Origin of the sequence: Azospirillum oryzae (assembly GCF_008364795.1) — a bacterium.
GTDB classification, from domain to species: domain Bacteria; phylum Pseudomonadota; class Alphaproteobacteria; order Azospirillales; family Azospirillaceae; genus Azospirillum; species Azospirillum oryzae.
Map to the genome: position 1 here is coordinate 267,770 of NZ_VTTM01000001.1, position 22,164 is coordinate 289,933.

A 22,164-nucleotide genomic window follows, 5' to 3' on the forward strand; every position below is an offset into this window, starting at 1 on the left:
GGGTGTTTTTCGGCGTATACCCAAGCTCTTCTTCCACCCGCACCGGCAGTCTGGGGGAGGAGGCAATCCTATGACCCAAGACCTTCGGCAAGGTGCCTTTCGGGCAGGTATCACCTTTCCAGTCGGCTGGCATCGTTCCGGGCGGGCCGCCCTTGATATGCCACCGTCATACCGCATCTGAGAAGTGGATCGGCGGCAGGTGGGCCACCGGTCGACAGACATAGCGGGAGGCGACTGTGCCTCTGCGGCGAGGAAGGTGATAGGACCGTCTACGGCCCGTGAACCCTACCGGAACCCTAGATGGGAAGGCCGAGGCGCTTCGCTACCTGAACATTGGTCATAGGCCGTCAAACAGGAACGGGGTAGCCCGCGTGAAGGTTCCTTGGACGGACCGTCGGCATCGCGCGGACAAAGAAAAAGGCGCGCCCCCAGGGACGCGCCTTTCTGGACGGCAGAGGGCGTAAGCCGTTATTCGGCCGCCGCACGCTTGCGGCCAAGCCCGAGCTTGGTCGCCATTTCCGAACGCGCCTTGGCGTAATTCGGGGCGACCATCGGGTATTCCGGCGGCAGGCCCCACTTGGCGCGATATTCGTCCGGCGTCATGTCATAGACGGTCTTCAGATGCCGCTTCAGCATCTTCAGCTTCTTCCCGTCTTCCAGGCAGACGATGAATTCCGGCGTGACCGACTTCTTGATCGCGACCGCCGGAACCAGTTCGGCCTTGGCAGAGGCCGGCTTGTCGTCGCCCAGATTGCGGAATGCCACCTGGACGCTGTTGATCAGCGTGGGCAGATCCTGAACCGGCACCGAGTTGTTGCCGACATAGGCGGCGACGACCTTGGCGGTCAGCGATTGCAGTTCGGTTTGATCGATGGACATTGCTGCGCTCCCCCTGGGACGTGGTTGCGGGCGGATCAGCCGTTCACCAGATCGCGCAGCTGCTTGGCCGGCTTGAACTTCGGAGCCTTGGAGGCGGCGATCGCCACGACTTCGCCGGTGCGCGGGTTGCGGCCTTCACGAGCGGCGCGCTCGGCCACCTCGAAGATGCCGAAACCGGCCAGCCGCACATCTTCGCCGCGGCCCAGCGCGCCGGAGATGCCCTCGAACACAGCCTGAACGACCTTGGCCGCGTCGGCCTTCTTGATGCCGGCGTTGGTGGCGACGGTTTCGATCAGCTCGGCCTGGTTCATGCAAAACTCCATTTGTTCGGTTTGGTTTCGGTTTTTCGGAGTTATTGGCAGAACGGCACCATCCGCACAAGAGCGAACACAGATTGGGCAACCATCGGTGTTTTTCTTGCCGGTCATTTCTTGGCTATCTGTGGCGGCATTGCATCAAGCGCCGAGTCCCGGTGCCGTTCCCACCCACAGGGCCGCAGTTTTCCGCAGTGCGGCCGGCATACCGACGCTGCCGGCGCTGCGACTCGCAAAGGCCAGCGGAAGACACCGTGCGGTGTTTTTGCTTTCGCCGCCTCGTCGCTGCTTGCCGCCATCTTGACCTGCGGCGGGGCGACACCATCTGCGAGAAAGTTCGGGTCCGGGCCCCTCTGACGGCCGAGGCGTCGGTCGTGATGTCGGAACCGCTTGATCTCACCGCTCACGCAGCGTCATCAAGTGGGTTTTGCGATGGATGGTTTGTTTGCAACGATTTTCCTGGAATTTCTGGGAAAACCGGTTTGGATTTGGCTCGTTTTCGTTGGAATCGTCCTGACGCTTCTGGTTCTGGACTTGGGCGTTCTCAACCGACGCGACCATGTCATCGGCGTCGGTGAAAGCCTGAAGCTCTCCGCCTTCTACATCGCGGTCGCCATGCTGTTCGGCGGCTGGGTCTGGTGGTCGATGGGTGGCGAGGCCGGGTTGCAGTACTACACGGGCTTCTTCGTCGAAAAGAGCCTGTCGCTGGACAACGTCTTCGTCATATCGCTGATCTTCAGCTATTTCGCCGTGCCCCGCGAACTGCAGCATCGTGTGCTGTTCTGGGGCATCCTGGGCGTCATCGTGCTGCGTGGCCTGATGATCGGCGCCGGTGCCGCTCTGGTGTCCGAATTCCACTGGATCCTCTATGTCTTCGGCGCTTTCCTGCTGCTGACCGGCATCAAGATGTTGTTCGCGAAGGATGATGAGACCGACATCGGCGAGAATGCCGCGCTGCGGTTCCTGAAGCGCCACATCCGCGTCACCGACCGCTTCCACGGCCATCACTTCATCGTCAAACAGCCGGTGGGCGACAGTGGCGTGATGCGGTGGACGGCCACGCCGCTGCTGCTGGCACTGATCATGGTGGAACTGGCCGATCTGGTCTTCGCGGTCGACAGCGTGCCGGCGATCTTCGCCATCACCACCGACCCGTATCTGGTCTACACCAGCAACATCTTCGCCATCCTGGGCCTGCGTGCGCTGTACTTTGCCCTGGCTGCGATGGTCCACCGATTCCGTTATCTGAAATACGCGCTGGCGTTGGTTCTGGTGTTCATCGGCGGCAAGATCTTCTACACGCAATTCTTCGGCAAGCCCGACCCGCTGATCGCGCTGGGCGTCACCTTCGCCCTGATCGGCGGCGGCGTGGTGGTGTCGCTGTGGAAGACCAGCCGCGAGACTAGGGCAGCGGCTGCCGAGTAAACGGGTTCGGCGAAACGGGGGGGCGGCACACGGGTGCCGCCCCTTGTCACGTTCAGAATCCCAGCCTCGCCAGTTCGGCGATGCTCGCCGCCGCATCGCGGTGGAGGATGAAGCGTCCGCCGGCCGCCTCCCACGGATCGCGGGCCTTCTCGCGGTCATCGACCAGGATGGCCCCGGGACTGGCGTAGCGCGCCTTGTCGCGAGCCATGCAGGTGATGACCGGCACCTCGGCCCCCAGCATGCGGGCGACCCAGCGCTTCTTCTGGTCGGGTGCCCAACTGCCCAGGGGCAGGCCGGTCAGGATGGTCGGCCGATGCGGCGCGCAGAAATTCCAAAGCTCCTGCGCGTCGTGCATGAAGTCCAGCGTGCCGAAAAAATCGGAGTGGCGGGACAGGGCCTGCCACATCTCCTTCATCGGCAGCTGTTCCGGCCGCTTGCCGGTGACCGCGACCACGCCGCGGTCGAAATCGGCAAGCACGCCGTCCAGGTCGAGGAACAGCGGCGGCGCCACCTCACGCCCCGCTCAGTTCCATCCGTTCGCGGAACTCGTCGAGCGCCTGCGGATTGGACAGCGCCTCGGTGTTCTTGATCGGACGGCCGTGGACGGCGTCGCGCACCGCCAGTTCGGTGATCTTGCCGGAGCGGGTGCGCGGGATGTCGGTGACCTGGACGATCTTCGCCGGGACATGGCGGGGGGAGCAGTTGTCCTTGATCCGCTTGCGGATGGTGGCGGCCAGCGCCTCGTCCAGCTTCAGCCCCTCGCGCAGGACGACGAACAGCACGACGCGCACGTCACCGTCCCATTCCTGGCCGATGCAGACCGCCTCCATGATTTCCGGCAGCTGTTCGACCTGGCGGTAGATTTCCGCCGTGCCGATGCGCACGCCGCCGGGGTTCAGCACCGCATCCGAACGGCCGTAGATCACCCAGCCGCCATGCTCGGTCTGCTCGATGAAGTCGCCATGGACCCAAACATTGGGAAAGCGGTCGAAATAGGCGGAACGGTACTTCGACCCGTCCGGATCGGCCCAGAAACCAATGGGCATGCTGGGGAAGGGACGGGTGCAGACCAGTTCGCCCTTCTCGCCGCGCACGGCGTGGCCGTTGTCGTCGAACGCCTCCACCGCCATGCCGAGGCCGCGCGTCTGGATCTCACCCTTCCACACCGGGGAGATCGGGTTGCCCAGCACGAAGCAGGACATGATGTCGGTGCCGCCGCTGATCGAGGCGAGGTGGATGTCCTGCTTGATCGAGCGATAGACGAACTCGAAGTTCTCCGGCATCAGCGGCGAGCCGGTGGAGGCCAGGGCGCGGACGCTTGCGAGCGAGTGGGTCTTCATCGGTTCCAGCCCCGACTTCTCCAGCGACTGGATGAATTTGGCCGAGGTGCCGAACAGGGTCACCTGTTCCGCATCGGCATAGTCGAACAGGATGTTGCCGTTGGGGGCGAAGGGCGACCCGTCATAGAGGACCAGCGTCGTGCCGCTGGCCAGCCCGGTCACCAGCCAGTTCCACATCATCCAGCCGCAGGTGGTGAAGTAGAACAGACGGTTGCCGGGCTTCAGGTCGCAATGCAGCCGGTGCTCCTTCACATGTTGAAGGATGGTGCCGCCGGTGCCGTGGACGATGCATTTCGGCTTTCCGGTGGTGCCGGACGAATAGAGGATGAACAGCGGATGGTCGAAGGCGACGCGCTCGAAGGTCGGCTCGACCGCCGGGTGGGGCGCCATGAAGTCCTGGAAGCCGACCGCGCCCGGGATTGACGACAGGTCGGGCGCCTTGTCGACATAGGGAACGATGACGGTGGCGACGACGGTCGGCAGGTCCTTCAGGACTTCCGCCACCTTGGCGCGGACGTCGTGGCTCTTGCCGTTGTACCAGTAGGCGTCGGGGGCGAAGACCACCTTCGGCTCGATCTGGCCAAAGCGGTCGGTGATGCCCTGGATGCCGAAGTCGGGCGAGCAGGAGGACCACACCGCGCCAAGGCTGGTGGTGGCGATCATCGCCGCCAGCGTTTCCGGCATGTTCGGCATGATGGCGGCGACGCGGTCGCCCTTGCCGACGCCCTTGGCCTTCAGCGCCTGCTGCAGACGGGAAACGGTGGCCTTCAATTCCGTCCCGCTCCAGCGGTACTTGACCTTGTCCTCGCCCCAGAAGATGACGGCGTTGTCGTCCGGTGCGCCGGCCAGCAGGTTCTCGGCATAGCTGAGACGGGCTTCGGGGAACCAGCGGGCGCCCGGCATCTTGTCGCCGTCCAGCAGATCGACGCTGCCGAGGTCGCCGGTCAGCCCGGCCCACTCCCACAGGAAGCGCCAGAACCGCTCCTTCTCCGCGATCGACCAGTTGTAGAGCGCGTCGTAATCGTCCAGCCGCAGTCCGAATCGCGCATTCGCCGCCTCGCGGAAAGCGGTCAGGTTGGCCTGCGCGATGCGCTCCTCACTCGGGCTCCACAGCGGAGTGTCCATTCTCGGTTCCCTCAGCGTCTCGTTGTCCGCCGGCGCCAGCCGCCGGCTCACCTGCCGGGTTGCTTGTTCGTGCCCCGGATTGCCGTGCAGCATAGCGCATGGCCGCCCCGGTTGTCTTTGCCCGGGTGGACGGAAGCGGGATGGCAGGCGCAGGAGCAAGGGCGGCGGAATGCCAACGGAATCAGAGGACTGCAAATGAAATGGGCGGGGAGTCGCCTCCCCGCCGCCCGTTCGATCTGTTTCTTCGATTCGGACCGCTCAGGCAGCCTTCTTCTTGCCCGATCCGATCTTCGGCTCCTCGCCTTTCAACAGGCGACGGATGTTCGTCTCGTGGCGGATGAAGACCAGCGCCGCGATGAACAGGCAGAGGCCGCCGACCAGCGGCCCGCCGAAATACCAGCCGGTCAGCGGGCTGATGCCCAGCGCCGTCAGCGCCGACAGCGAGGAGATGCGGAACAGCGCTGCCATGACGATCCAGGTCAGGCAGGCGAGCAGCCCAACCGGCCAGCACACCGCCAGCAGAACGCCGATCGCCGTCGCGACACCCTTGCCGCCCTTGAAGCCCAGCCAGACCGGGAAGCTGTGGCCCAGCATGGCGCCGCCGGCGGCCAGCACCGCCGCTTCCGGCCCGGCCAGCCACTGCGCCAGCAATGCGGCGATGGCCCCCTTGCCGCCGTCGAGCAGCAGGGTGGCGAGCGCCAACGGCTTGTTGCCGGTCCGCAGGACGTTGGTGGCGCCAATATTGCCGGAACCGATCTGGCGGATATCGCCCAGACCGGCCATCCGGGTCAGCACCAGCCCGAAGGGGATCGAGCCCAGCAGGTAGCCCAGCAGCGCGGCGAACAGGAGGATCGGCACCGGATCAGTCCTCCGCCTGCCAGACGGTGCGGCCATCGACGATGGTGCGCAGCGGCCGACCCTGGACAGGGCGATTTTCGAAGGGCGAGTTCTTCGACTTCGACTTGAAGCGGGTGACGTCGATCTGCCACGGCACGTCGGGGTCGAAGACGACCAGATCGGCCGGCCCGCCCTTGACGATGCGGCCGAGCGGCAGATCGAGGATCGCCGCCGGGTTGGCGGTGACGCAGGCGAGAGCCTTCAGCAGCGGCATCTTGCCCTTGTGCACCAATTCCAGAGTCAGCGGGAACAGCGTCTCCAGCCCGACGACGCCGGGGGCGGCCTGGGCGAAGGGCAGTCGCTTCTGGTCCTGATCCTGCGGCACATGGTCGGAGGCGATGGCGTCGATGGTGCCGTCGGCCAAACCCTCGACAATGGCGCGCCGGTCCATCTCGCCGCGTAGCGGCGGGGAGACCTTGGCATAGGTGCGGTAGTCGCCGACGTCGGTCTCGGTCAGGGCGAAGTAATGCGGAGCCGTGTCGCAGGTCACCTTCAACCCGCGCGCCTTGGCGCGGCGGATCAGGTCGACCGATTCACCGGTGCTGATATGGGCGAAATGCAGGCGCCCGCCGGTCAGTTCGGCCAGCCGCAGGTCGCGCTCGATCATGATGATCTCGGCTTCACGCGGGATGCCGACGAGGCCGAGGCGGGTGGCGATCTCGCCCGAATTCATCATGCCGCCGGATGCCAGCGACGGCTCTTCCGGATGCTGGACGATCAGCTTGCCGAAGGTCTTGGCGTAGCTGAGCGCCCGGCGCATCGTCTTGGCGCTGACGATGGCCTTGGTGCCGTCGGTGAAGGCGACCGCACCGGCCTGACCCAGCAGGCCCATCTCGGTGATCTCATTGCCTTCGGTGCCGCGGGTGGCGGAGCCATAGGCGAAGACCTTGACCAGCTTCACCTCGCGGGCGCGGCGCGCGATGAATTCCAGTCCGGCGACCTCGTCCAGCACCGGGTCGGTGTTGGGCAGCAGCGCCATGGCGGTGATGCCGCCGGCAGCCGCGGCGCGCGAGGCGCTCTTGATGGTGTCCTTCTCTTCCTCGCCGGGTTCGCCGATCAGCACCCGCATGTCGACGAGGCCGGGGGCGAGGCATCGGCCGGCGAGGTCGATGACCTCCGTCCCTTCGGGCGTGGAGTCGTTGAACAGGCCGGGGCCGAAATCGCCGATCGTCTCGCCGTCGATCAGCAGGTCGCCGCGCTGGTCCAGGCCCGTCGCCGGATCGAGCAGGCGGGCGTTGCGGTAGACGATACGGGGGTTCGTCGGGGCACTCATCAGACGGCTCCCGCAAGGTCGGACAGGCGGCGTTCACGGGTCAGCAGGTCGAGCACGGCCATGCGCACGGCGACGCCAAGCTCCACCTGATCGAGGATCATCGAGCGCTTGAGGTCGTCGGCGACCTCGGAGTCGATCTCGACGCCACGGTTCATCGGACCGGGATGCATGATGACCGCGTCGGGCTTCGCCACCTCCAGCTTCTCGTAATCGAGACCGTAGAAGTAGAAGTATTCGCGGGTCGAGGGGACATACTGGCCGCTCATCCGCTCGGTCTGCAGGCGCAGCATCATCACCACGTCGGCGTCGCGCAGGCCGGTCTTCATCGAATGATGGACCTCGACGCCCAGTCGTTCGATCTGCGAGGGCAGGAGGGTCGGCGGCGCGACGCAGCGCACCCGGGCGCCCATGGCGTTCAGCAGGTGGATGTTGGAGCGCGCGACGCGGCTGTGCAGGATGTCGCCGCAGATCGCCACGATCAGCCCATCCAGCCGGCCGAGACGGCGGCGGATTGCCAGCGCGTCCAGCAGGGCCTGGGTCGGGTGTTCGTGGTGGCCGTCGCCGGCGTTGATGACGGAGCAGTTGACCTTGTCGGCCAGCAGCTTCACCGCGCCCGAATCGGCGTGGCGCACCACCAGCGCGTCCAGGTGCATGGCGTTCAGCGTCATCGCCGTGTCGATCAGGGTCTCGCCCTTCTTCACCGAACTGCTGTCGGTCGACATGTTGATGACATCGGCCCCCAGCCGCTTTCCGGCCAGCTCGAAGCTGGTGCGGGTGCGGGTGGAGTTCTCGAAGAACAGGTTCACCTGCGTGCGGCCGTCCAACAGGCTGGACTTCTTCACGGGGCGGCGGTTCTGCTCGACATAGCCATCGGCAAGGTCGAGGATCTGGGTGATCTCGCCGGCCCGCAGCCCCTCGATTCCGAGGAGATGGCGGTGCGGGAAGACCGTGTCGGGGGACGGGTTCGCGCTCATGGGCGCGGACTATAGGAGCGGTCCGTTTCGCCCGCAAGCCGCTCAATTCGGTGCTTTTCAGACCGCTTCAGCCTCTTCGAACAACCAGTCGTGGAAGGCCTTCACCTTGGGCCGGGAAAAGTAATGTTGTGGCGCCACGACGTAGTAGGCGAGGCTTCCCGGCAGCCGCACCTCGAACAGGCGGACCAGCCGTCCGGCGGCGATGTCGTCGGCCACCAGCACGCCGCGGGCGAGCGCAATGCCGTGGCCGTTGATCGCCGCCTGCAGCGTGAAGGAGGAATCGTCGAATCGCAGGCCGCGGTCGGTGTCCACCCCCTCGATCCCCGCCGCCCGGCACCAGACCGCCCAGGAGATGTTGTAGTCGTCGTGCAGCAACGTGTGGTGCCGCAGATCCTCCGGATTGACCAGCGGCCGGTCGCCGGACAGCAGCGACGGATGGCCGACCGGGAAGATGTCCTCGGTCAGCAGCCGTTCGACCCGCAAATCCGGCCACAGGCCATTGCCGAAGCGGATTGCCAGATCGACGTCGTGGCGGGCGAAGTCCACCACCTGTGACGTGCTGTGGACCCGCACATCCATTTCCGGATGGCGCTTCTGGAAACGCACCAGCCTCGGCACCAGCCATTTCGACGCGAAGCTGGGCATGGTGGAAATGGTCAGCGTGCCGCTGCTGTCGGCGCGGATCAGGCGGTCGGTCGCCTGGGACAATGTGTCCATCGCCTCGCGCACCGGCGGCAGGTAGCTCTGCCCGGCCTCGGTCAGTGCCAGCGCCCGGTTCATTCGGCGAAACAGCGGTAATCCGAGCCACTCTTCCAGCGCCTTGATCTGGTGACTGACGGCGGCCTGCGTCACATGCAGCTCATCCGCGGCTTTTGTGAAGGAAAGATGGCGTGCGGCGGCTTCGAATGCGCGAAGCGCGTTCAGCGGGGGTAGGCGGCGGGACATGGCGGGGACGGACCGGCGGCTGGATTCGGATTAGCTGAGCTAATCGATTCTATGAGAAAGCGTCGTTTGTCGGCAAGCGGTCTCTGTACCATCCTCAGTTTCACAAGCGATCTGACAATCGGAGCGGCGAGGCCAACGCCCCGCTCCCCATTCACCGGAGGGAAACGGATCATGGCAAAGGGAATGCACTCACCGATCTCCAGCGCAGAACTGTTCGTCCGCAAGCCGGTCAAGGCCGGCAGTGGGTTGGGCGGGCACGTGGTGGCGCTGTTCGACCGCCTTGCGACCTGGAACGAACGCCGCCGGCAGCGCCGCGCGCTGGAAGCTTTGCCCGACCATCTGCTGTCCGACATCGGCATTTCCCGTGTCGACGCGGACTATGAGGCCGAAAAGCCGTTCTGGCGGGGCTGAGTGATGGGCGACGTGAAGGCAAGCGGGGTGGGGGAGCGGGTCTGGACCGGCGGCTGTCTGTGCGGCGGCGTGCGCTATGCCATCGACACCCGGCCGGAGCCGATCTCCTTCTGCCATTGTTCCCAGTGCAGGCGCCAGCACAGCCATGTCGGCGCCTACACCGGCCTGCCCCGCGCGGCGCTGCGTCTGCTCACCGACTCGACACTGACGTGGTACGCCTCCTCCGAGCGGGCCCGGCGCGGCTTCTGCGCGCGTTGCGGTGCCGGGCTGTTCTGGGAGGCGCTGGAACAGGCCGGTGCGGAGCGCCGGATCACGGTGACCGCCGGAAGCCTGGATGATGCGTCTGGGCTGCGGGTGGATCGCCATATCTTCGTCGACCAAAAGGGCGCCTATTACGACATCGGCGACGATGGTGTCGAGCGGCGGACCAGCACGGGAGATGTGGTGGAATGTCCGAAGGCATGACGGGGCGGGCTCTGGCCGGCGGTTGCCTGTGCGGCGGCGTGCGCTTCCTGCTGGCGGAACGGCCGGACGGGGTCGTGACCTGCCATTGCGGCCAGTGCCTCCGCTTTCACGGCCACATCGGCGCCTATGTCACGGTTCCGCGCGATACCGTCACCTTCGACGCCGATGAAACGCTGTCCTGGTACCGTTCCTCCGCCATCGCGGAGCGGGGGTTCTGCGGGCGCTGCGGGTCGTCCCTGTTCTGGAAGGGCGACGGCAAGACCGAGATCGAGATCGCGGCGGGCAGCCTGGACCAGCCGACCGGGCTGACGACGCTCCGCCATGGCTATGTGGCCGACAAGGCCGACTACTATGAAATCACCGACGGGCTGGAGCAGTTCCCCGGCTCGTCCGAGCAGGAGTAGCGGGGCAGGGATTCAGGGTGCGGGGAGCCTTGCGAATCGGCGGGACCCCGGCGGGGTGCGCGATTCCGTCGCAGGTGCGTTGCGGAGCCTGCGGGTGCCTTTTCATTTGACCCCGGGGGGCTTGAGTGAGAATGATTTTCAGAAGCAATGGCCCACCAGCCCCTGAGGTTTTCCGCGAATGCGTCGTGTCTCTCTGCTTTCCGCCGCCTTCGGCATCGCCTTGTCCGGTGCCGCCCTGATCCATGCCGTCCCGGCTCAGGCTGCCGACACGGTGACCATCGTCATCAAGGATCACAAGTTCGAGCCGGCGGAGGTCAGGATTCCGGCGAACAAGCGGGTGACCCTGCTGGTCGACAACCAGGACGCCACCTCGGAAGAGTTCGAAAGCGGCGAGATGAAGGTCGAGAAGATCGTCGGCGGCCGCAAGCAGATCAAGGTCATGGTCGGTCCGCTGAAGCCGGGGCGCTATCCCTTCTTCGGCGAATTCCACGAAGCGACGGCGCAAGGCGTCGTGATCGCCGAGTGACGCTGTCCCAGAAGACCGCCCAGTACCGGAGACGACCATGCTCGCCAGTCTGATCATCGTCTTTCGTGAGGTCCTCGAAGCGGGCCTCATCGTCGGCATCGTGCTGGCCGCGACGCAGGGAGTGCCCGGCCGCGGCCGGTCGATTTCGCTGGGCATCGTCGGTGGAATCGTCGGGTCCTGCATCGTCGCCGCCTTCGCCGACGGCATCAGCTCGCTGTTCGCCGATACCGGGCAGGAGATGTTCAACGCCACCGTCCTGCTGATCGCCGTCGTCATGCTGGCCTGGCACAATGCCTGGATGGCGCAGCATGGCCGCGAACTGGCGCGTGACATGAAGGCGGTCGGCCGTGCGGTGCAGAGCGGGGAGAAGTCGCTGGCGGCGCTGGCGATCGTCATCGGCGTCGCCGTGCTGCGCGAGGGATCGGAGGTCGTCCTGTTCCTGACCGGCATCCTCGCATCGGAAGAGGGCGGCATCGCCACGGTGGCCACCGGCGGGCTGGGCGGCATGGCGTTGGGCGCGCTGGTCTCCGTCCTGCTCTATGCCGGGCTGCTGCAGATCCCGACAAGACATCTGTTCGCCACGACCACGTGGCTGCTGACGCTGCTGGCTGCCGGCATGGCCGCCACGGCGGTCAATTTCCTGGCGCAGGGCGGCATCCTGATGGCGGGTGGCACCGTGCTGTGGGATACCTCGGACGTCCTGCGCGACAACAGCCTCGTCGGGCAGGCGCTGCATGTGCTGGTCGGCTACACCGACCGTCCGACGGAAGCGCAGCTGATCGCCTATGTCGGCGTGGTCGTCGGCATCCTTCTGCTGACCCGCTGGGCTGCCAGCGGGGCGCCGCCGTCGAACAATTCGCGCGTGGCCTCCGCGGCCGAATAATCAATAGTATCTGGGTATATGGCCGGGCTGACGGTTAAGCGTCTGGCATCGGCCATGGAATTCGCGCCATAGTGCCCCTGCGACAGTCGAGCGGCGGGGGACATGGCGGAACTTGTGACGTTGGTTGTGCTGCTGGCGGCGATGGTGGTCGCCGTGCCGGTGGCAAAAAGGTTCGGGTTCGGTGCGCCGCTCGGCTATCTCGCCGCCGGGCTGGCGGTGGGTCCGGCCGGGCTTGGGCTGGTGACCAACGTGGGGGCGATCGCCCACGCCTCGGAACTCGGCGTCGTCATGCTGCTGTTCCTGATCGGGCTGGAACTGAGGCCAGCCCGCTTGTGGGTCATGCGGAAATCGGTGCTGGGATTGGGCGGTGCGCAGGTCGCGGTAACCGGCGCCGTGATCACCGCGCTGTGCGGCTGGGGGCTGGGACTCGCTTGGCCGACGGCGGTGGTTCTGGGCTTCGGCTTCGCCCTGTCCTCCACCGCCATGGCGCTGCCGATGATGGCGGAGCGCGGGCTGCTCGCCAATCAATCCGGGCGCAACGCCTTTTCCGTCCTGCTGTTCCAGGACCTCGCCATCATTCCTGCAGTAGCATTGCTGCCGCTGCTGGGCACTGGCAGCGTTCCCCAGGCCGACGGCGCGTGGTTGTCCGTCGCCAAGGCGGCGGTCGCCGTGGTCGTGGTGCTGATCGGAGGGCGCTATCTACTGCGGCCGATCTTCCACGCGGTCGACCGGGCCGGCGCGCCCGAAATCTTTACCGCCACCGCCCTGCTGATCGTCATCGGCACCGCAGTGCTGATCCAGGAGGCCGGGCTGTCGATGTCGCTGGGCGCCTTCATGGCCGGCGTCCTGCTGTCGGATTCGGAATACCGGCACGAGGTGCAGGCGGATATCGAACCTTTCGAGGGCTTGCTGCTCGGGCTGTTCTTCGTGTCGGTCGGCATGGGAGCCGATGTGCCGACGCTGATGGCGCATCCCGTCCGCTTCCTCGGCCTTGCCCTGGCGTTGCTGGTGGTGAAGGCGCTGGTGATGCTTGTTCTCGCCCGCATCGCCGGGGTGCCGTGGGCAGGAGCGACGCGGATGGCGACAGTGTTGAGCCAGGGCGGCGAGTTCGGTTTCGTGCTGTTCGGGCTGGCCGTCGGCGGCGGTGTGATGGCCGGCGAACAGGCGTCGGCGGCGATGCTGGTGGTCACCCTGTCGATGCTGGCGACGCCGTTCCTGTTCGCGGCGGAGGAGCGCTGGTTTGCGCCGCGCCTGATGTCGGCGAAGCCCAAGCGTCCTTTCGACAACCCGCCCGACGACAACCCGCCGGTCATCATCTGCGGCTTCGGTCGGGTGGGGCAGGTGGTCGGCCGTGTGCTGCGGATGCGTGGCATCGCCTTCACCGCGCTGGAGAGCAGTGCGGCCCAGGTCGATTTCGTCCGCAAGTTCGGCAGCAAGGCCTATTACGGCGACCCGACGCGGGTCGAGCTGCTGCGCGCCGCCGGTGCGGAGAAGGCAAAGGTCCTGGTGGTGGCACTGGACGACATGGAGCAGTCGCTGCGGGTGGTGGAGATGGCGACCCGGCATTTCCCCAACCTGACCATCTTCGCCCGCGCCCGCAACCGCCGCCATGTCCACCATCTAATGGACCGTGGCGTCAGCCACATCGTGCGCGAGACCTTCGACAGCAGCATCCGCCTGACCGGCGACGTGCTGCGCCAGATGGGCATGGCGGAGGGGGAGGTCACGCGGACGCTCGACACCTTCCGGGCCCATGACGAACGCACCCTGATCCGTCAGCACGCCGTTCACAATGACGAGACCAAGCTGATCCAGACCTCCCGTGATGCCGCGGCGGAGCTTCAGTCGCTGTTCGAGGCGGATCGCGAGGACGAGCACGTGGCGCAGGCCGAGGCGAGGACGGCGAGGGCCTAGCCGATCAGCAGGCTGTCGTCGCTGATCTCCACCCCGCCGCGCTGCTTGGCGAACAGGGCGAGCAGGTGCGGCACGTCCAGGCCGGCGCGTTCCTCCCCCGCCACGTCGAGGACGACGCGCCCCTCGTGCAGCATCAGCGTGCGGTCGCCATAATCCAGCGCCTGCCGCATCGAATGGGTGACCATCAGCGTGGTCAGGCGGTTGTCGCGGACGATGCGGCGGGTCAGGTCCAGCACGAAATCGGCGGTGGCGGGGTCGAGCGCAGCGGTGTGCTCGTCCAGCAGCAGGATCTTGGAGCCGGCCAGCGTCGCCATCAGCAGGCTGACCGCCTGACGCTGCCCGCCGGACAGCAGGCCCATGCGGTCGTGCAGCCGGTTCTCCAGACCCAGGCCGAGCGCGGCGATGCGGTCGCGGAAGTTCCTGCGGCGGTCGCTGCCCAGCGCCAGCCCAAGGCCGCGGCGGCGTCCGCGGGCGGCGGCCAGCGCCATGTTCTCCTCGATGGTCAAGGCGGCGCAACTGCCGGCCATCGGGTCCTGGAAGACGCGGGCGACCAGCCCGGCCCGGCGCGGCGTGTCCCAGCGGGTGACGTCGGTGCCGTCGATGGAGATGCGCCCCTGCTCCGCCAGCACATCACCGGCCAGCGAGCCGAGGAAGGTCGACTTGCCGGCGCCGTTGGAGCCGATGACGGTGACGAACTCCCCCTCCGGGATGGTCAGGTCGACGCCGCGCAGCGCATGCTTTTCCAGCGGCGTGCCGCGGCCGAAGGTGACGTGGATATCCTCGACGACGATCATTTGGCGGCACTCGGGCTGCGGGAGACGCTACGGGAGGCCTTGGCCCTCAAGCGCGGCAGGATCAGGGCGACCGCGACCAGAACCGCGGTCACCAGATTGAGGTCGGAAGCCTGCAAGCCGATGGAATCGGCCGACAGCGCCAACTGCACCGCGAGGCGGTAGAGGATCGAGCCGGCGACGCAGCCGACCAAGGCCAGAGCCAGGGTGCGGGCAGGCAGTACCGTTTCGCCGACGATCACGGCGGCAAGGCCGACCACGATGGTGCCGATGCCGGTCGTCACGTCGGCGAAGCCGTTGGTCTGGGCGAACAGGGCGCCGGCAAGACCGGTCAGGGCGTTGGACAGGGCGATGCCGGCATAGACATGAGCGTCGGTGTCGACACCCTGCGCCCGCGCCATCCGTGCATTGACGCCGGTCGCCCGCATCGCCAGTCCGAACTCGCTGGACAGGAAGCGGGCGAGCAGCAGGACGACGACGGCGACGATGACGCCGACCACCAGCGGGCGGACGATGTGGTCGGGAATCCCGAGTCCATAGAAAGGCGTCAGCACCGTGTCCTGCATCAGCAGAGCCACGTTCGGCCGCCCCATGACCCGCAGGTTGACGGAGAACAGGGCGATCATCGTCAGGATGCTGGCGAGCAGATGCAGGATCTTGAAGCGCACGTTCAGCGTCGCCGTCACCAGCCCGGCCGCCGCCCCGGCCAGCGCGGCGGCGAGGCTGGCGAGCCAGGGGTTGACGCCGGCGATCAAGAGCACCGCGCAGACGGCCGCCCCCAGCGGAAAGCTTCCGTCCACCGTCAGGTCGGGGAAGTCCAGGATGCGGAAGGACAGATAGACGCCGATGGCGACCAGCGCATAGACGAGGCCGATCTCGATGGCGCCGAAGAGGGCGATTTCGGTCATTGCGGTGCTTTTGTTCAGGTGCGGGCAGGTGCAGGCAGGCGCCTTACTGTCCAACCACCTTCGTCGCGCGCTTCACCACCGCGTCGGGCAGGGTGACGCCCATGGCGGCGGCGGACTTCGGGTTGACGAACAGGTCGGTGCCCTTGGCGAGCGACACCGGGATGTCGCCCGGCTTCTCGCCCTTCAGGACGCGGGCGACGATGGCGCCGGTCTGCTTGCCGACCTGGAGATAGTCGAAGCCGATCGAGGCGACGGTGCCGCGGGCGACGCTGTCGGTGTCGGCGGAGAAGATCGGCAGCTTGGCCTGCTGGCCGACGGCGATCACGCTTTCCAGCGCCGAGACGACGGTGTTGTCGAGCGGGATGTAGACGGCATCGGCCTTGCCGACGAGGCTGCGCACCGCCTGCTGGGCATCCGACGACTTCGGCACGGAGGCCTCGACCACGGTCAGGCCGGCCTTGGCGGCCTCGTCCTTCAGCGCCTTGACCAGCACGATGGAGTTCGGCTCACCCGGGTTGTAGAGGACGCCGATGCGCTTGGCCTGCGGCAGGATTTCGCGGATCAGGGCGACATGCTCGCCAACCGGGGCCATGTCGGACAGGCCGGTGATGTTGGCGCCGGGCTTGTCCATCGACTTCACCAGCTGGGCCGACACCGGATCGGTCACCGCGGTGAAGACCACCGGAATGTCGCGGGTCGCCGCCGCCACCGCCTGGGCCGACGGGGTGGAGATCGGAACGATCACGTCGGGGCGGGAGCCGGCGAACTGGCGGGCGATCTGCGCGGCGGTGGCCGGGCTGCCCTGCGCGCTCTGGTATTCGACCTTCAGGTTCTGGCCCTGGACGTAGCCGGCGTCCTTCAACGCCTCCACCACGCCGTCGCGGGTCGCGTCGAGCGCCGGGTGCTGGACGATGGCGGTGATGGCGACGGTCTTGGTCTGCGCCATCGCCGAAACCGGGGCGGCGAACGGACCGACGAAGGCGGCGAGGGCCGCGGCGGCGCACAACAGACGGGTGACGGGCATGGCTGGGTCTCCGGAACGCAAAGGTCTTCCCCTAGACCGCGCGGTCGCCGCCGTCAACTCGGCAGCAGGGTTGGGGAGGCTGGAGTTGAACATTTGAAACGCTATGAAACAGAATCCGGGAGATGTTCCATTGTTTCATCCGGCGTCCGATCCATCGGGTCCCCTCCCATGTCTTCTCCGTAGCGGCAAACAGGCTGCACACTTCATAGCACGGGGTGACGGACGGGATAAGGACGGCACGAAAATCCGGACGGTCGCCGCGATCCCGACCTCCGCATGCCCGACCTGTCCGCAATCGGGGGTGTGGTTTGGCGGGCAAGAGCCTATATTGTGGGCAACACGGAAGGAGTGGCCATGATCGCAGGGACCGAAGCGGCTCCGTCGAAGTTTCTAGCCTCTTTCCGCGGCTTGATCGGCTGCTGTCCCAATTGCGGGCGCGGCCGGCTGCTGCGGAACTTCCTGAAGCCGGTGGACCATTGCTCGGCCTGTGGGGAGGCTTATGGCCATCTGCGCGCCGACGATGCGCCGCCCTGGATGACCATCCTGATCGTCGGCCACATCGTCATCCCCGCCCTGCTGTTCGTCGAACAGACCTATGAGCCGCCGACCTGGTTGCATCTGGCCATCTGGCCGGCGCTGACCCTGCTGCTGACGCTGGTCCTGCTGCCGCGCTGCAAGGGTCTGGTGTTGGGTCTTCTGTGGTGCACCGGCGCACCGGGGTCGGAACGCGGGTAGCGGGTTGGAGAGTATCCTAGATGCGAAAACGGCACCGCGCAGCATTGCACGGTGCCGTTTCCTTATCTGGCTGGAGCCTCGCCGGTCGGCGGCGGCCCATCTGCCGTCAGCGAACGCTCGGCAGCGCGGTGCCGTGGCCGGCACGGGCGCCGAACAGGTTGGCGCGCAGCTTGCCGAACAGGTCGCGCAGGTGGTCGGCGCGCATCTGGCGGGCGGCCAGCATGATCTCGTCGTAGGAACGGGGAGCGCGGACTTCGTTGAAATTGCTGTTCATGGCTTTGGGAATCTCCACGTGAGGTGAGAGACGTCCACTCCCTTGGGTTGGTATGAGGCATTCGTTCGCCTTGTGAGACCCAAGATAGGGCAGAACCACTGTCCCAAGAAGCGCAGTTCGCGCAATGCCGCCCGACCGTTTCCGTATCAGCTTTATCAATAAACGGAGGTGCGAACTATTGTCGGCCGCCATGGTCCGTGGCCTCTCCGGCAGTAGTTCGCCGTACCGATTACTTGCGGTCCCGCGCCCCATCGACCGCGACGTTGCGGTCGGAGACGATACGGTCCGAAGATCCCGGTTCGGTTCCCCTGGTGGTCTGGCCCTGTGGACGGTCGGGCTGTCGCGGCGGCAGGGGACCGGTGCCGAGTCCGCCCGCCTCCTCGCTGCCCGGAATGCCAAAGCCCTCGTCGGGCTGGTCGATGGGGCCGCCTGCGCCGGGGCCGGTGGCGTTGCCGACGTTGCGGTCGTCTTTCGGCCGGTCATCTTTTGGACGGTCGTCTCCGGTGCGGTCATTGATACCGCGGTTGCGGTCATCGGCGGCCATGGGCGCTCTCCCGTCTGCTGTGTCGAGGTCTCGGTTCCCTCAACAGGGTGGAAGGACACTCGTCACCGTCCGCACGTCGAACCAGCCGCCGACGCTGTGGCGCAGGTCCTGCCGCCGGTCCTGCTCCGGCGCCGGGGCGATGTCCCAAAGCCAGGACATATCGGGGGCGGGAAGGGCCAAGCCCCAGGTCGAATCCTCCACCTCCGTCACCGTGCCGCCATGCATCCAGGAGGCGTCGATGTCGGTGAACAGGGCCGCGCGTTCGGCGATGGCGGACAGCCAGCAGAGATGGCCATGGACCATGCGCAGGGCGAAGGCCGTCCGCTCCGCCTCCGTGGTCGCCGGGGCGCGGCGTTCCACCGCTTCCAGCGGCAGCAGCGGCAGTTGGGACAGCAGGTTGCAGGACACGGCAAAGCGGAACGGGCCGCCGTCGGGAATCGGCGGTTCGAAATCGGTGGGCAGGCGGCCGCCGGTGTCCAGCGCGGCGGCAAGCGGCGCCAGCGCGCCGCTGACATCCATTTCGACAAGGCGGACATTGGGCAGGGCCGCCGCGCGGCGGCGGACGGTTCGGCTGTGCAGCACGTCCGCCAGGACCACCTCGTCGAAGCGGGCGGTCAGCGTTTCCAGCGGAATTTCGATCAGCAACCCGGAGCCGGCCACCAAGGCCCGTCCGCCCGGCTCCACCCGCTGCATCGCCTGATCGATGAAGCGGTGACAGGCCGCGACATGCGGCGCCCAGGTCCGCCTCTGCCGGCGGTGGCGGGCCCCCAGGGCCACCATCTCCGACAGATAGCCGAAACGGCGGGCCAGCGGTGGGCAGGGCGTGGTCAAATATTCGAAGGCTTCGCGCAACATCGCCGGCTTACCCCTTCCACCAACTTCGCCGCCAACTTCGGCATCGGCCCGGCTTTGGGCCGTCTCACCCCTTGACCCGCGGCGGTGGCAAGGTACCTATGGCGCCATGGTCGAGATCAAGAGGAAAACGGCTCTGGTGACCGGGGCCGGCAAGCGCATCGGGCGGGCCATCGCGCTCGATCTGGCGGGGCAGGGGTGGGACGTCGCCGTCCATTACCGAAGCTCCCGCGGGGAGGCCGATGCCGTCGTCGCCGAGATCGAGCGGGCGGGTGGTCGTGCCATGGCCTTCGCTGCCGACCTGGACCGCGAGGCGGAGGTGAAGACGCTGGTGCCGGCGGTGACGGAGCGGCTCGGTCCGCTGACCCTGCTGGTCAACAACGCCTCCCGCTTCGAACGCGACGAGATGGCCGACGTCACCCGCGAATCGTGGGATGCGCATATGGAGGCGAACCTGCGGGCGCCCTTCGTGCTGTCGCAGGATTTCGCGTCGCGGTTGCCGGAGGGGGAGCGCGGGCTGATCGTCAACATCATTGACCAGCGCGTATGGAATCCGACGCCGCACTTCGTATCCTACACCCTGTCGAAGATGGGGCTGTGGGCGCTGACCCGCACGATGGCGCTGGCGCTGGCCCCGCGCATCCGCGTCAACGGCATCGGACCCGGTCCCACCCTGCGCAACGACCGTCAGACGGAAGAGGAGTTCGCCGCCCAGTGGGACTCGACCCCGCTGCATCGCGGCACCACGCCGGAGGAGGTCTGCGCCGCTATCCGGTTCCTGATCGCCGCCCCGGCGATGACCGGCCAGATGATCGCGCTGGACGGTGGGGAACATCTGGGATGGGCGCAGCCGGCGCATGGCTTCGTGCCCAACGAATAGCGGCGGATTACAATCCTTGAACAGGGACGGGCGCGCCCGTCCGGAGCCTTGCGGCCGGCGGGACGGGTGCGGTGCGGCGAAAATGACCGCGCGTTTTACACAGGTGCCCCACCCCGCGCAAGAGGCGCCTGCACACCCGCGACAATTTTGTGTCGGCGCGTCAATTCCCGGCCTTGACTCGGGCCTGACCTAAGGAAATCAATGGCTTAACAAAAATGCCTAAAAAATGGGCGGAAGCATGCGACCCGTTGTGGCGCCTAGCTCCGGACGGGCTACCCCCGTCGTTATCGACAAACTTATCCACAGGTTTCGTGGATATTCTTCAGGAGGGGTGAGTCGCTCCGCATGCGTCCTTCGCGTGCCCAACGGTTGACCCGCGACGGCGCCTCGACGACATTCTGGTCATGTCCGAAACGCATTCCTCAGAGCCCCTGGTTTCCTCTTCCGACACCGATGCCTCGGGCGGTGAGGGCGTTGCCGCGCGTCCGAAGCGGCAGCCGGCCGACATCAACCGGGGTGTCGAGATCATTCGTGAGCATCTGAAGACCCTGCCGCAGACGCCGGGCGTCTACCGCATGCTGGCGGGCGACGGGGCGGTCCTGTATGTCGGCAAGGCGCGCAACCTGAAGCGCCGGGTGACCAACTACACCCAGGTCGGAAAGCTGCCGGTCAGGCTCCAGCGCATGGTCGCGGAGACCGAGACGATGGAGTTCGTCAACACCCACACCGAGGTGGAGGCGCTGCTTCTCGAATCGAACCTGATCAAGAAGCTGATGCCGCGTTACAACGTGCTGTTGCGGGACGACAAGACCTTTCCGCACATCATGATCACGAAGGACCACGACTATCCCCAGCTGACCAAGCACCGCGGCGCACGCGGGCGCGATGCCGATTACTTCGGCCCCTTCGCGTCGGCCGGTGCGGTGAACCGGACGATCACGGCGCTGCAGCGCGCCTTCCTGCTGCGCAACTGCGCCGATACGGTGTTCGCCGCCCGCACCCGGCCCTGCCTGCAATACCAGATCAAGCGCTGCACCGCGCCCTGCGTCGGCCGGGTCAGCCCGGCGGAGTATCAGGCACAGGTTGGTCAGGCGCGCGCCTTCCTGTCGGGCAAGAGCCGCGATATCCAGACGGAGTTCGCCGACCGGATGATGGCCGCTTCCGAAGCGATGGATTTCGAGACGGCGGCGCGCTACCGCGACCGTATCCGCGCGCTGACCGCGATCCAGGCCCACCAGGACATCAATGTCGAGGGCGTGGTGGAGGATGCCGATGTCATCGCCGCCCATGCCGAGGGCGGGGTGACCTGCATCCAGGTCTTCTTCTTCCGCGGCGGACGCAACTATGGCAACCGCGCCTATTTCCCCAGCCACGACAAGGCGGCAGAGACCGAGGAGGTGCTGGCCGCCTTCATCGCCCAGTTCTACGAGAACAAGGCGGCCCCACCGCTGGTGCTGGTCAGCCACGCCCTGCCGGAGCTGGACCTGCTGAGCGAGGCGCTGGCCGTGCGCGCCGGGCACAAGGTGGAACTGGCCGAGCCGAAGCGCGGCGAGAAGCGGCGGATCGTCGAGCATGCCCTGACCAATGCGCGCGAGGCGCATGGGCGCCGGCTGGCCGAAAGCTCCAGCCAGGCGCGGCTGCTGGACGGGGTTGCCGCCGCCTTCGGCATGGACGGGCCGCCGGAGAGGGTCGAGGTCTACGACAACTCCCACATCCAGGGGGCACACGCCATCGGTGCGATGATCGTCGCCGGGCCGGAGGGCTTCATCAAGAACGCCTACCGCAAGTTCAACATCCGCGAGCAGGGGGCGGCCGGCGACGACTTCGCCATGATGCGCGAGGTGCTGACCCGCCGATTCGGCCGGGCGGTCAAGGAGGACCCGGAGCGCACCCTGGGGACCTGGCCCGATCTGGTGCTGATCGACGGCGGTCTGGGACAGCTGAACGTGGCGCTGGAGGTGTTCGCGGAACTGGGCATCGACGACGTGACCTTGGTCGGCATCGCCAAGGGTCCGGACCGCGACGCCGGACGCGAGCATTTCTTCATGGAGAACCGTCCGCCCTTCCAGATGGAGCCGCGCGACCCGGTGCTGTATTTCCTGCAGCGGCTGCGCGACGAGGCCCACCGCTTCGCCATCGGCACCCACCGGGCCAAGCGGACCAAGGCCATCGGCAAATCACCGATCGACGAGATCGCCGGCATCGGGCCCGCCCGCAAGAAGGCCCTGCTGCATCATTTCGGCAGCGGGGCGGCGGTGGCGCGCGCCGGGCTGGCCGATCTGGAGGAGGTGGAAGGGATCAATCGCGCCGTTGCGAAAAAGATATACGATCACTTCCATCCCGATGGTTAGAATGCGGGCACAACAAATCAGCCGGCTCTC

24 protein-coding genes are annotated in these 22,164 nt (G+C 66.7%); 10 read left to right on the plus strand and 14 right to left on the minus strand.

Features of this window, described 5'->3' with window-relative positions; translation table 11 throughout:
• Nucleotides 1-468: 468 nt before the first annotated feature.
• Together FZ938_RS01265 and FZ938_RS01270 are read right to left on the minus strand one after the other, a co-directional pair.
• Complete coding sequence (locus FZ938_RS01265; RefSeq protein WP_149196905.1) at nucleotides 469-879, minus strand: Ros/MucR family transcriptional regulator; 411 nt, start codon at nucleotides 877-879, stop codon at nucleotides 469-471.
• Nucleotides 880-914: 35 nt separating this feature from the next.
• Nucleotides 915-1,190, minus strand: coding sequence for an HU family DNA-binding protein (locus tag FZ938_RS01270; RefSeq protein ID WP_012974184.1), 276 nt, complete (start codon nucleotides 1,188-1,190; stop codon nucleotides 915-917).
• A gap of 435 nt (nucleotides 1,191-1,625) precedes the next feature.
• Here FZ938_RS01270 and FZ938_RS01275 point away from each other — a divergent pair, with 435 nt between their 5' ends.
• Complete coding sequence (locus FZ938_RS01275) at nucleotides 1,626-2,618, plus strand: TerC family protein (RefSeq protein WP_149196906.1); 993 nt, start codon at nucleotides 1,626-1,628, stop codon at nucleotides 2,616-2,618.
• A 52-nt stretch (nucleotides 2,619-2,670) separates the two neighbouring features.
• On the opposite strand, the gene FZ938_RS01280 is transcribed toward FZ938_RS01275, so the two are convergent.
• The 6 genes from FZ938_RS01280 to FZ938_RS01305 all read right to left on the minus strand — a co-directional run bounded on the left by FZ938_RS01280 (nucleotide 2,671) and on the right by FZ938_RS01305 (nucleotide 9,172).
• Complete coding sequence (locus FZ938_RS01280; RefSeq protein WP_149196907.1) at nucleotides 2,671-3,129, minus strand: hypothetical protein; 459 nt, start codon at nucleotides 3,127-3,129, stop codon at nucleotides 2,671-2,673.
• A 1-nt stretch (nucleotide 3,130) separates the two neighbouring features.
• A complete protein-coding gene (locus FZ938_RS01285; protein ID WP_149196908.1) occupies nucleotides 3,131-5,083 on the minus strand; it encodes an acetoacetate--CoA ligase in 1,953 nt (650 codons plus the stop codon).
• Nucleotides 5,084-5,341: 258 nt separating this feature from the next.
• Nucleotides 5,342-5,977, minus strand: coding sequence for a glycerol-3-phosphate 1-O-acyltransferase PlsY (plsY, locus tag FZ938_RS01290; protein ID WP_211101026.1), 636 nt, complete (start codon nucleotides 5,975-5,977; stop codon nucleotides 5,342-5,344).
• Nucleotides 5,946-7,253: a dihydroorotase gene (locus tag FZ938_RS01295; RefSeq protein WP_149196910.1), complete on the minus strand. Its 1,308-nt coding sequence runs from the start codon at nucleotides 7,251-7,253 to the stop codon at nucleotides 5,946-5,948. The genes plsY and FZ938_RS01295 overlap by 32 nt, the downstream gene beginning before the upstream one ends.
• Nucleotides 7,253-8,227 carry an aspartate carbamoyltransferase catalytic subunit gene (locus tag FZ938_RS01300; protein ID WP_149196911.1) on the minus strand — a complete coding sequence of 325 codons (975 nt, stop codon included), beginning with the start codon at nucleotides 8,225-8,227 and terminating at the stop codon, nucleotides 7,253-7,255. The genes FZ938_RS01295 and FZ938_RS01300 overlap by 1 nt, the downstream gene beginning before the upstream one ends.
• Nucleotides 8,228-8,284: 57 nt before the next feature.
• Nucleotides 8,285-9,172: a transcriptional regulator GcvA gene (locus tag FZ938_RS01305; protein ID WP_149196912.1), complete on the minus strand. Its 888-nt coding sequence runs from the start codon at nucleotides 9,170-9,172 to the stop codon at nucleotides 8,285-8,287.
• A 171-nt stretch (nucleotides 9,173-9,343) separates the two neighbouring features.
• Here FZ938_RS01305 and FZ938_RS01310 point away from each other — a divergent pair, with 171 nt between their 5' ends.
• From FZ938_RS01310 to FZ938_RS01335, 6 genes are all read left to right on the plus strand, one after another.
• Nucleotides 9,344-9,583: a DUF1127 domain-containing protein gene (locus FZ938_RS01310; protein ID WP_149196913.1), complete on the plus strand. Its 240-nt coding sequence runs from the start codon at nucleotides 9,344-9,346 to the stop codon at nucleotides 9,581-9,583.
• Nucleotides 9,584-9,586: 3 nt separating this feature from the next.
• Nucleotides 9,587-10,048: a GFA family protein gene (locus FZ938_RS01315; RefSeq protein WP_149196914.1), complete on the plus strand. Its 462-nt coding sequence runs from the start codon at nucleotides 9,587-9,589 to the stop codon at nucleotides 10,046-10,048.
• A complete protein-coding gene (locus FZ938_RS01320) occupies nucleotides 10,033-10,452 on the plus strand; it encodes a GFA family protein (protein ID WP_211101027.1) in 420 nt (139 codons plus the stop codon). The genes FZ938_RS01315 and FZ938_RS01320 overlap by 16 nt, the downstream gene beginning before the upstream one ends.
• Nucleotides 10,453-10,630: 178 nt before the next feature.
• Nucleotides 10,631-10,978, plus strand: a complete 348-nt coding sequence (locus FZ938_RS01325) for a cupredoxin domain-containing protein (RefSeq protein WP_149196915.1) — start codon at nucleotides 10,631-10,633, stop codon at nucleotides 10,976-10,978.
• Nucleotides 10,979-11,015: 37 nt separating this feature from the next.
• Nucleotides 11,016-11,861, plus strand: coding sequence for an FTR1 family iron permease (locus FZ938_RS01330; protein ID WP_149196916.1), 846 nt, complete (start codon nucleotides 11,016-11,018; stop codon nucleotides 11,859-11,861).
• Between the two features lie 102 nt (nucleotides 11,862-11,963).
• The gene (locus tag FZ938_RS01335; RefSeq protein WP_149196917.1) at nucleotides 11,964-13,775 is read left to right on the plus strand and encodes a monovalent cation:proton antiporter-2 (CPA2) family protein; all 1,812 of its coding nucleotides are present in this window, start codon (nucleotides 11,964-11,966) and stop codon (nucleotides 13,773-13,775) included.
• Here the strand turns inward: FZ938_RS01335 and FZ938_RS01340 are convergent.
• The 3 genes from FZ938_RS01340 to FZ938_RS01350 are packed head-to-tail and all read right to left on the minus strand — an operon-like array spanning nucleotide 13,772 to nucleotide 16,498.
• Nucleotides 13,772-14,569 carry an ABC transporter ATP-binding protein gene (locus tag FZ938_RS01340; protein ID WP_149196918.1) on the minus strand — a complete coding sequence of 266 codons (798 nt, stop codon included), beginning with the start codon at nucleotides 14,567-14,569 and terminating at the stop codon, nucleotides 13,772-13,774. The two genes, FZ938_RS01335 and FZ938_RS01340, sit on opposite strands and share 4 nt — an antisense overlap.
• Nucleotides 14,566-15,474 (minus strand): ABC transporter permease, encoded by a 909-nt coding sequence (locus tag FZ938_RS01345; protein WP_149196919.1) that lies wholly within the window; start codon nucleotides 15,472-15,474, stop codon nucleotides 14,566-14,568. Before FZ938_RS01345 ends, FZ938_RS01340 begins: the two co-directional genes overlap by 4 nt.
• A gap of 43 nt (nucleotides 15,475-15,517) precedes the next feature.
• Complete coding sequence (locus tag FZ938_RS01350; protein WP_149196920.1) at nucleotides 15,518-16,498, minus strand: ABC transporter substrate-binding protein; 981 nt, start codon at nucleotides 16,496-16,498, stop codon at nucleotides 15,518-15,520.
• A 354-nt stretch (nucleotides 16,499-16,852) separates the two neighbouring features.
• Between FZ938_RS01350 and FZ938_RS01355 the strand changes: the two genes are divergently transcribed.
• A complete protein-coding gene (locus tag FZ938_RS01355) occupies nucleotides 16,853-17,233 on the plus strand; it encodes a DUF983 domain-containing protein (protein WP_149196921.1) in 381 nt (126 codons plus the stop codon).
• Nucleotides 17,234-17,339: 106 nt separating this feature from the next.
• Here the strand turns inward: FZ938_RS01355 and FZ938_RS30410 are convergent, their stop codons facing one another.
• From FZ938_RS30410 to FZ938_RS01365, 3 genes are all read right to left on the minus strand, one after another.
• The gene (locus FZ938_RS30410) at nucleotides 17,340-17,507 is read right to left on the minus strand and encodes an RSP_7527 family protein (RefSeq protein WP_174757286.1); all 168 of its coding nucleotides are present in this window, start codon (nucleotides 17,505-17,507) and stop codon (nucleotides 17,340-17,342) included.
• A 229-nt stretch (nucleotides 17,508-17,736) separates the two neighbouring features.
• Nucleotides 17,737-18,051, minus strand: coding sequence for a hypothetical protein (locus FZ938_RS01360; RefSeq protein ID WP_149196922.1), 315 nt, complete (start codon nucleotides 18,049-18,051; stop codon nucleotides 17,737-17,739).
• Nucleotides 18,052-18,090: 39 nt separating this feature from the next.
• Nucleotides 18,091-18,906 carry a hypothetical protein gene (locus tag FZ938_RS01365; RefSeq protein ID WP_149196923.1) on the minus strand — a complete coding sequence of 272 codons (816 nt, stop codon included), beginning with the start codon at nucleotides 18,904-18,906 and terminating at the stop codon, nucleotides 18,091-18,093.
• A 106-nt stretch (nucleotides 18,907-19,012) separates the two neighbouring features.
• Between FZ938_RS01365 and FZ938_RS01370 the strand changes: the two genes are divergently transcribed.
• Both FZ938_RS01370 and uvrC read left to right on the plus strand, forming a co-directional pair.
• The gene (locus FZ938_RS01370; RefSeq protein WP_085089474.1) at nucleotides 19,013-19,783 is read left to right on the plus strand and encodes an SDR family oxidoreductase; all 771 of its coding nucleotides are present in this window, start codon (nucleotides 19,013-19,015) and stop codon (nucleotides 19,781-19,783) included.
• A 404-nt stretch (nucleotides 19,784-20,187) separates the two neighbouring features.
• Nucleotides 20,188-22,134 (plus strand): excinuclease ABC subunit UvrC, encoded by a 1,947-nt coding sequence (gene uvrC / locus FZ938_RS01375; protein WP_149196924.1) that lies wholly within the window; start codon nucleotides 20,188-20,190, stop codon nucleotides 22,132-22,134.
• Nucleotides 22,135-22,164: the final 30 nt, after the last annotated feature.

Bases quoted from the DNA above. Each gene is read 5' to 3' on its own strand.
- FZ938_RS01265 (WP_149196905.1), bottom strand. From the start codon at position 879: ATGTCCATCGATCAAACCGAACTGCAATCGCTGACCGCCAAGGTCGTC.
- FZ938_RS01270 (WP_012974184.1), bottom strand. From the start codon at position 1,190: ATGAACCAGGCCGAGCTGATCGAAACCGTCGCCACCAACGCCGGCATC.
- FZ938_RS01275 (WP_149196906.1), top strand. From the start codon at position 1,626: ATGGATGGTTTGTTTGCAACGATTTTCCTGGAATTTCTGGGAAAACCG.
- FZ938_RS01285 (WP_149196908.1), bottom strand. From the start codon at position 5,083: ATGGACACTCCGCTGTGGAGCCCGAGTGAGGAGCGCATCGCGCAGGCC.
- plsY (WP_211101026.1), bottom strand. From the start codon at position 5,977: ATGGCCGCACCGTCTGGCAGGCGGAGGACTGATCCGGTGCCGATCCTC.
- FZ938_RS01295 (WP_149196910.1), bottom strand. From the start codon at position 7,253: ATGAGTGCCCCGACGAACCCCCGTATCGTCTACCGCAACGCCCGCCTG.
- FZ938_RS01300 (WP_149196911.1), bottom strand. From the start codon at position 8,227: ATGAGCGCGAACCCGTCCCCCGACACGGTCTTCCCGCACCGCCATCTC.
- FZ938_RS01305 (WP_149196912.1), bottom strand. From the start codon at position 9,172: ATGTCCCGCCGCCTACCCCCGCTGAACGCGCTTCGCGCATTCGAAGCC.
- FZ938_RS01310 (WP_149196913.1), top strand. From the start codon at position 9,344: ATGGCAAAGGGAATGCACTCACCGATCTCCAGCGCAGAACTGTTCGTC.
- FZ938_RS01315 (WP_149196914.1), top strand. From the start codon at position 9,587: ATGGGCGACGTGAAGGCAAGCGGGGTGGGGGAGCGGGTCTGGACCGGC.
- FZ938_RS01320 (WP_211101027.1), top strand. From the start codon at position 10,033: ATGTCCGAAGGCATGACGGGGCGGGCTCTGGCCGGCGGTTGCCTGTGC.
- FZ938_RS01325 (WP_149196915.1), top strand. From the start codon at position 10,631: ATGCGTCGTGTCTCTCTGCTTTCCGCCGCCTTCGGCATCGCCTTGTCC.
- FZ938_RS01330 (WP_149196916.1), top strand. From the start codon at position 11,016: ATGCTCGCCAGTCTGATCATCGTCTTTCGTGAGGTCCTCGAAGCGGGC.
- FZ938_RS01335 (WP_149196917.1), top strand. From the start codon at position 11,964: ATGGCGGAACTTGTGACGTTGGTTGTGCTGCTGGCGGCGATGGTGGTC.
- FZ938_RS01340 (WP_149196918.1), bottom strand. From the start codon at position 14,569: ATGATCGTCGTCGAGGATATCCACGTCACCTTCGGCCGCGGCACGCCG.
- FZ938_RS01345 (WP_149196919.1), bottom strand. From the start codon at position 15,474: ATGACCGAAATCGCCCTCTTCGGCGCCATCGAGATCGGCCTCGTCTAT.
- FZ938_RS01350 (WP_149196920.1), bottom strand. From the start codon at position 16,498: ATGCCCGTCACCCGTCTGTTGTGCGCCGCCGCGGCCCTCGCCGCCTTC.
- FZ938_RS01355 (WP_149196921.1), top strand. From the start codon at position 16,853: ATGATCGCAGGGACCGAAGCGGCTCCGTCGAAGTTTCTAGCCTCTTTC.
- FZ938_RS30410 (WP_174757286.1), bottom strand. From the start codon at position 17,507: ATGAACAGCAATTTCAACGAAGTCCGCGCTCCCCGTTCCTACGACGAG.
- FZ938_RS01360 (WP_149196922.1), bottom strand. From the start codon at position 18,051: ATGGCCGCCGATGACCGCAACCGCGGTATCAATGACCGCACCGGAGAC.
- FZ938_RS01365 (WP_149196923.1), bottom strand. From the start codon at position 18,906: ATGTTGCGCGAAGCCTTCGAATATTTGACCACGCCCTGCCCACCGCTG.
- FZ938_RS01370 (WP_085089474.1), top strand. From the start codon at position 19,013: ATGGTCGAGATCAAGAGGAAAACGGCTCTGGTGACCGGGGCCGGCAAG.
- uvrC (WP_149196924.1), top strand. From the start codon at position 20,188: ATGTCCGAAACGCATTCCTCAGAGCCCCTGGTTTCCTCTTCCGACACC.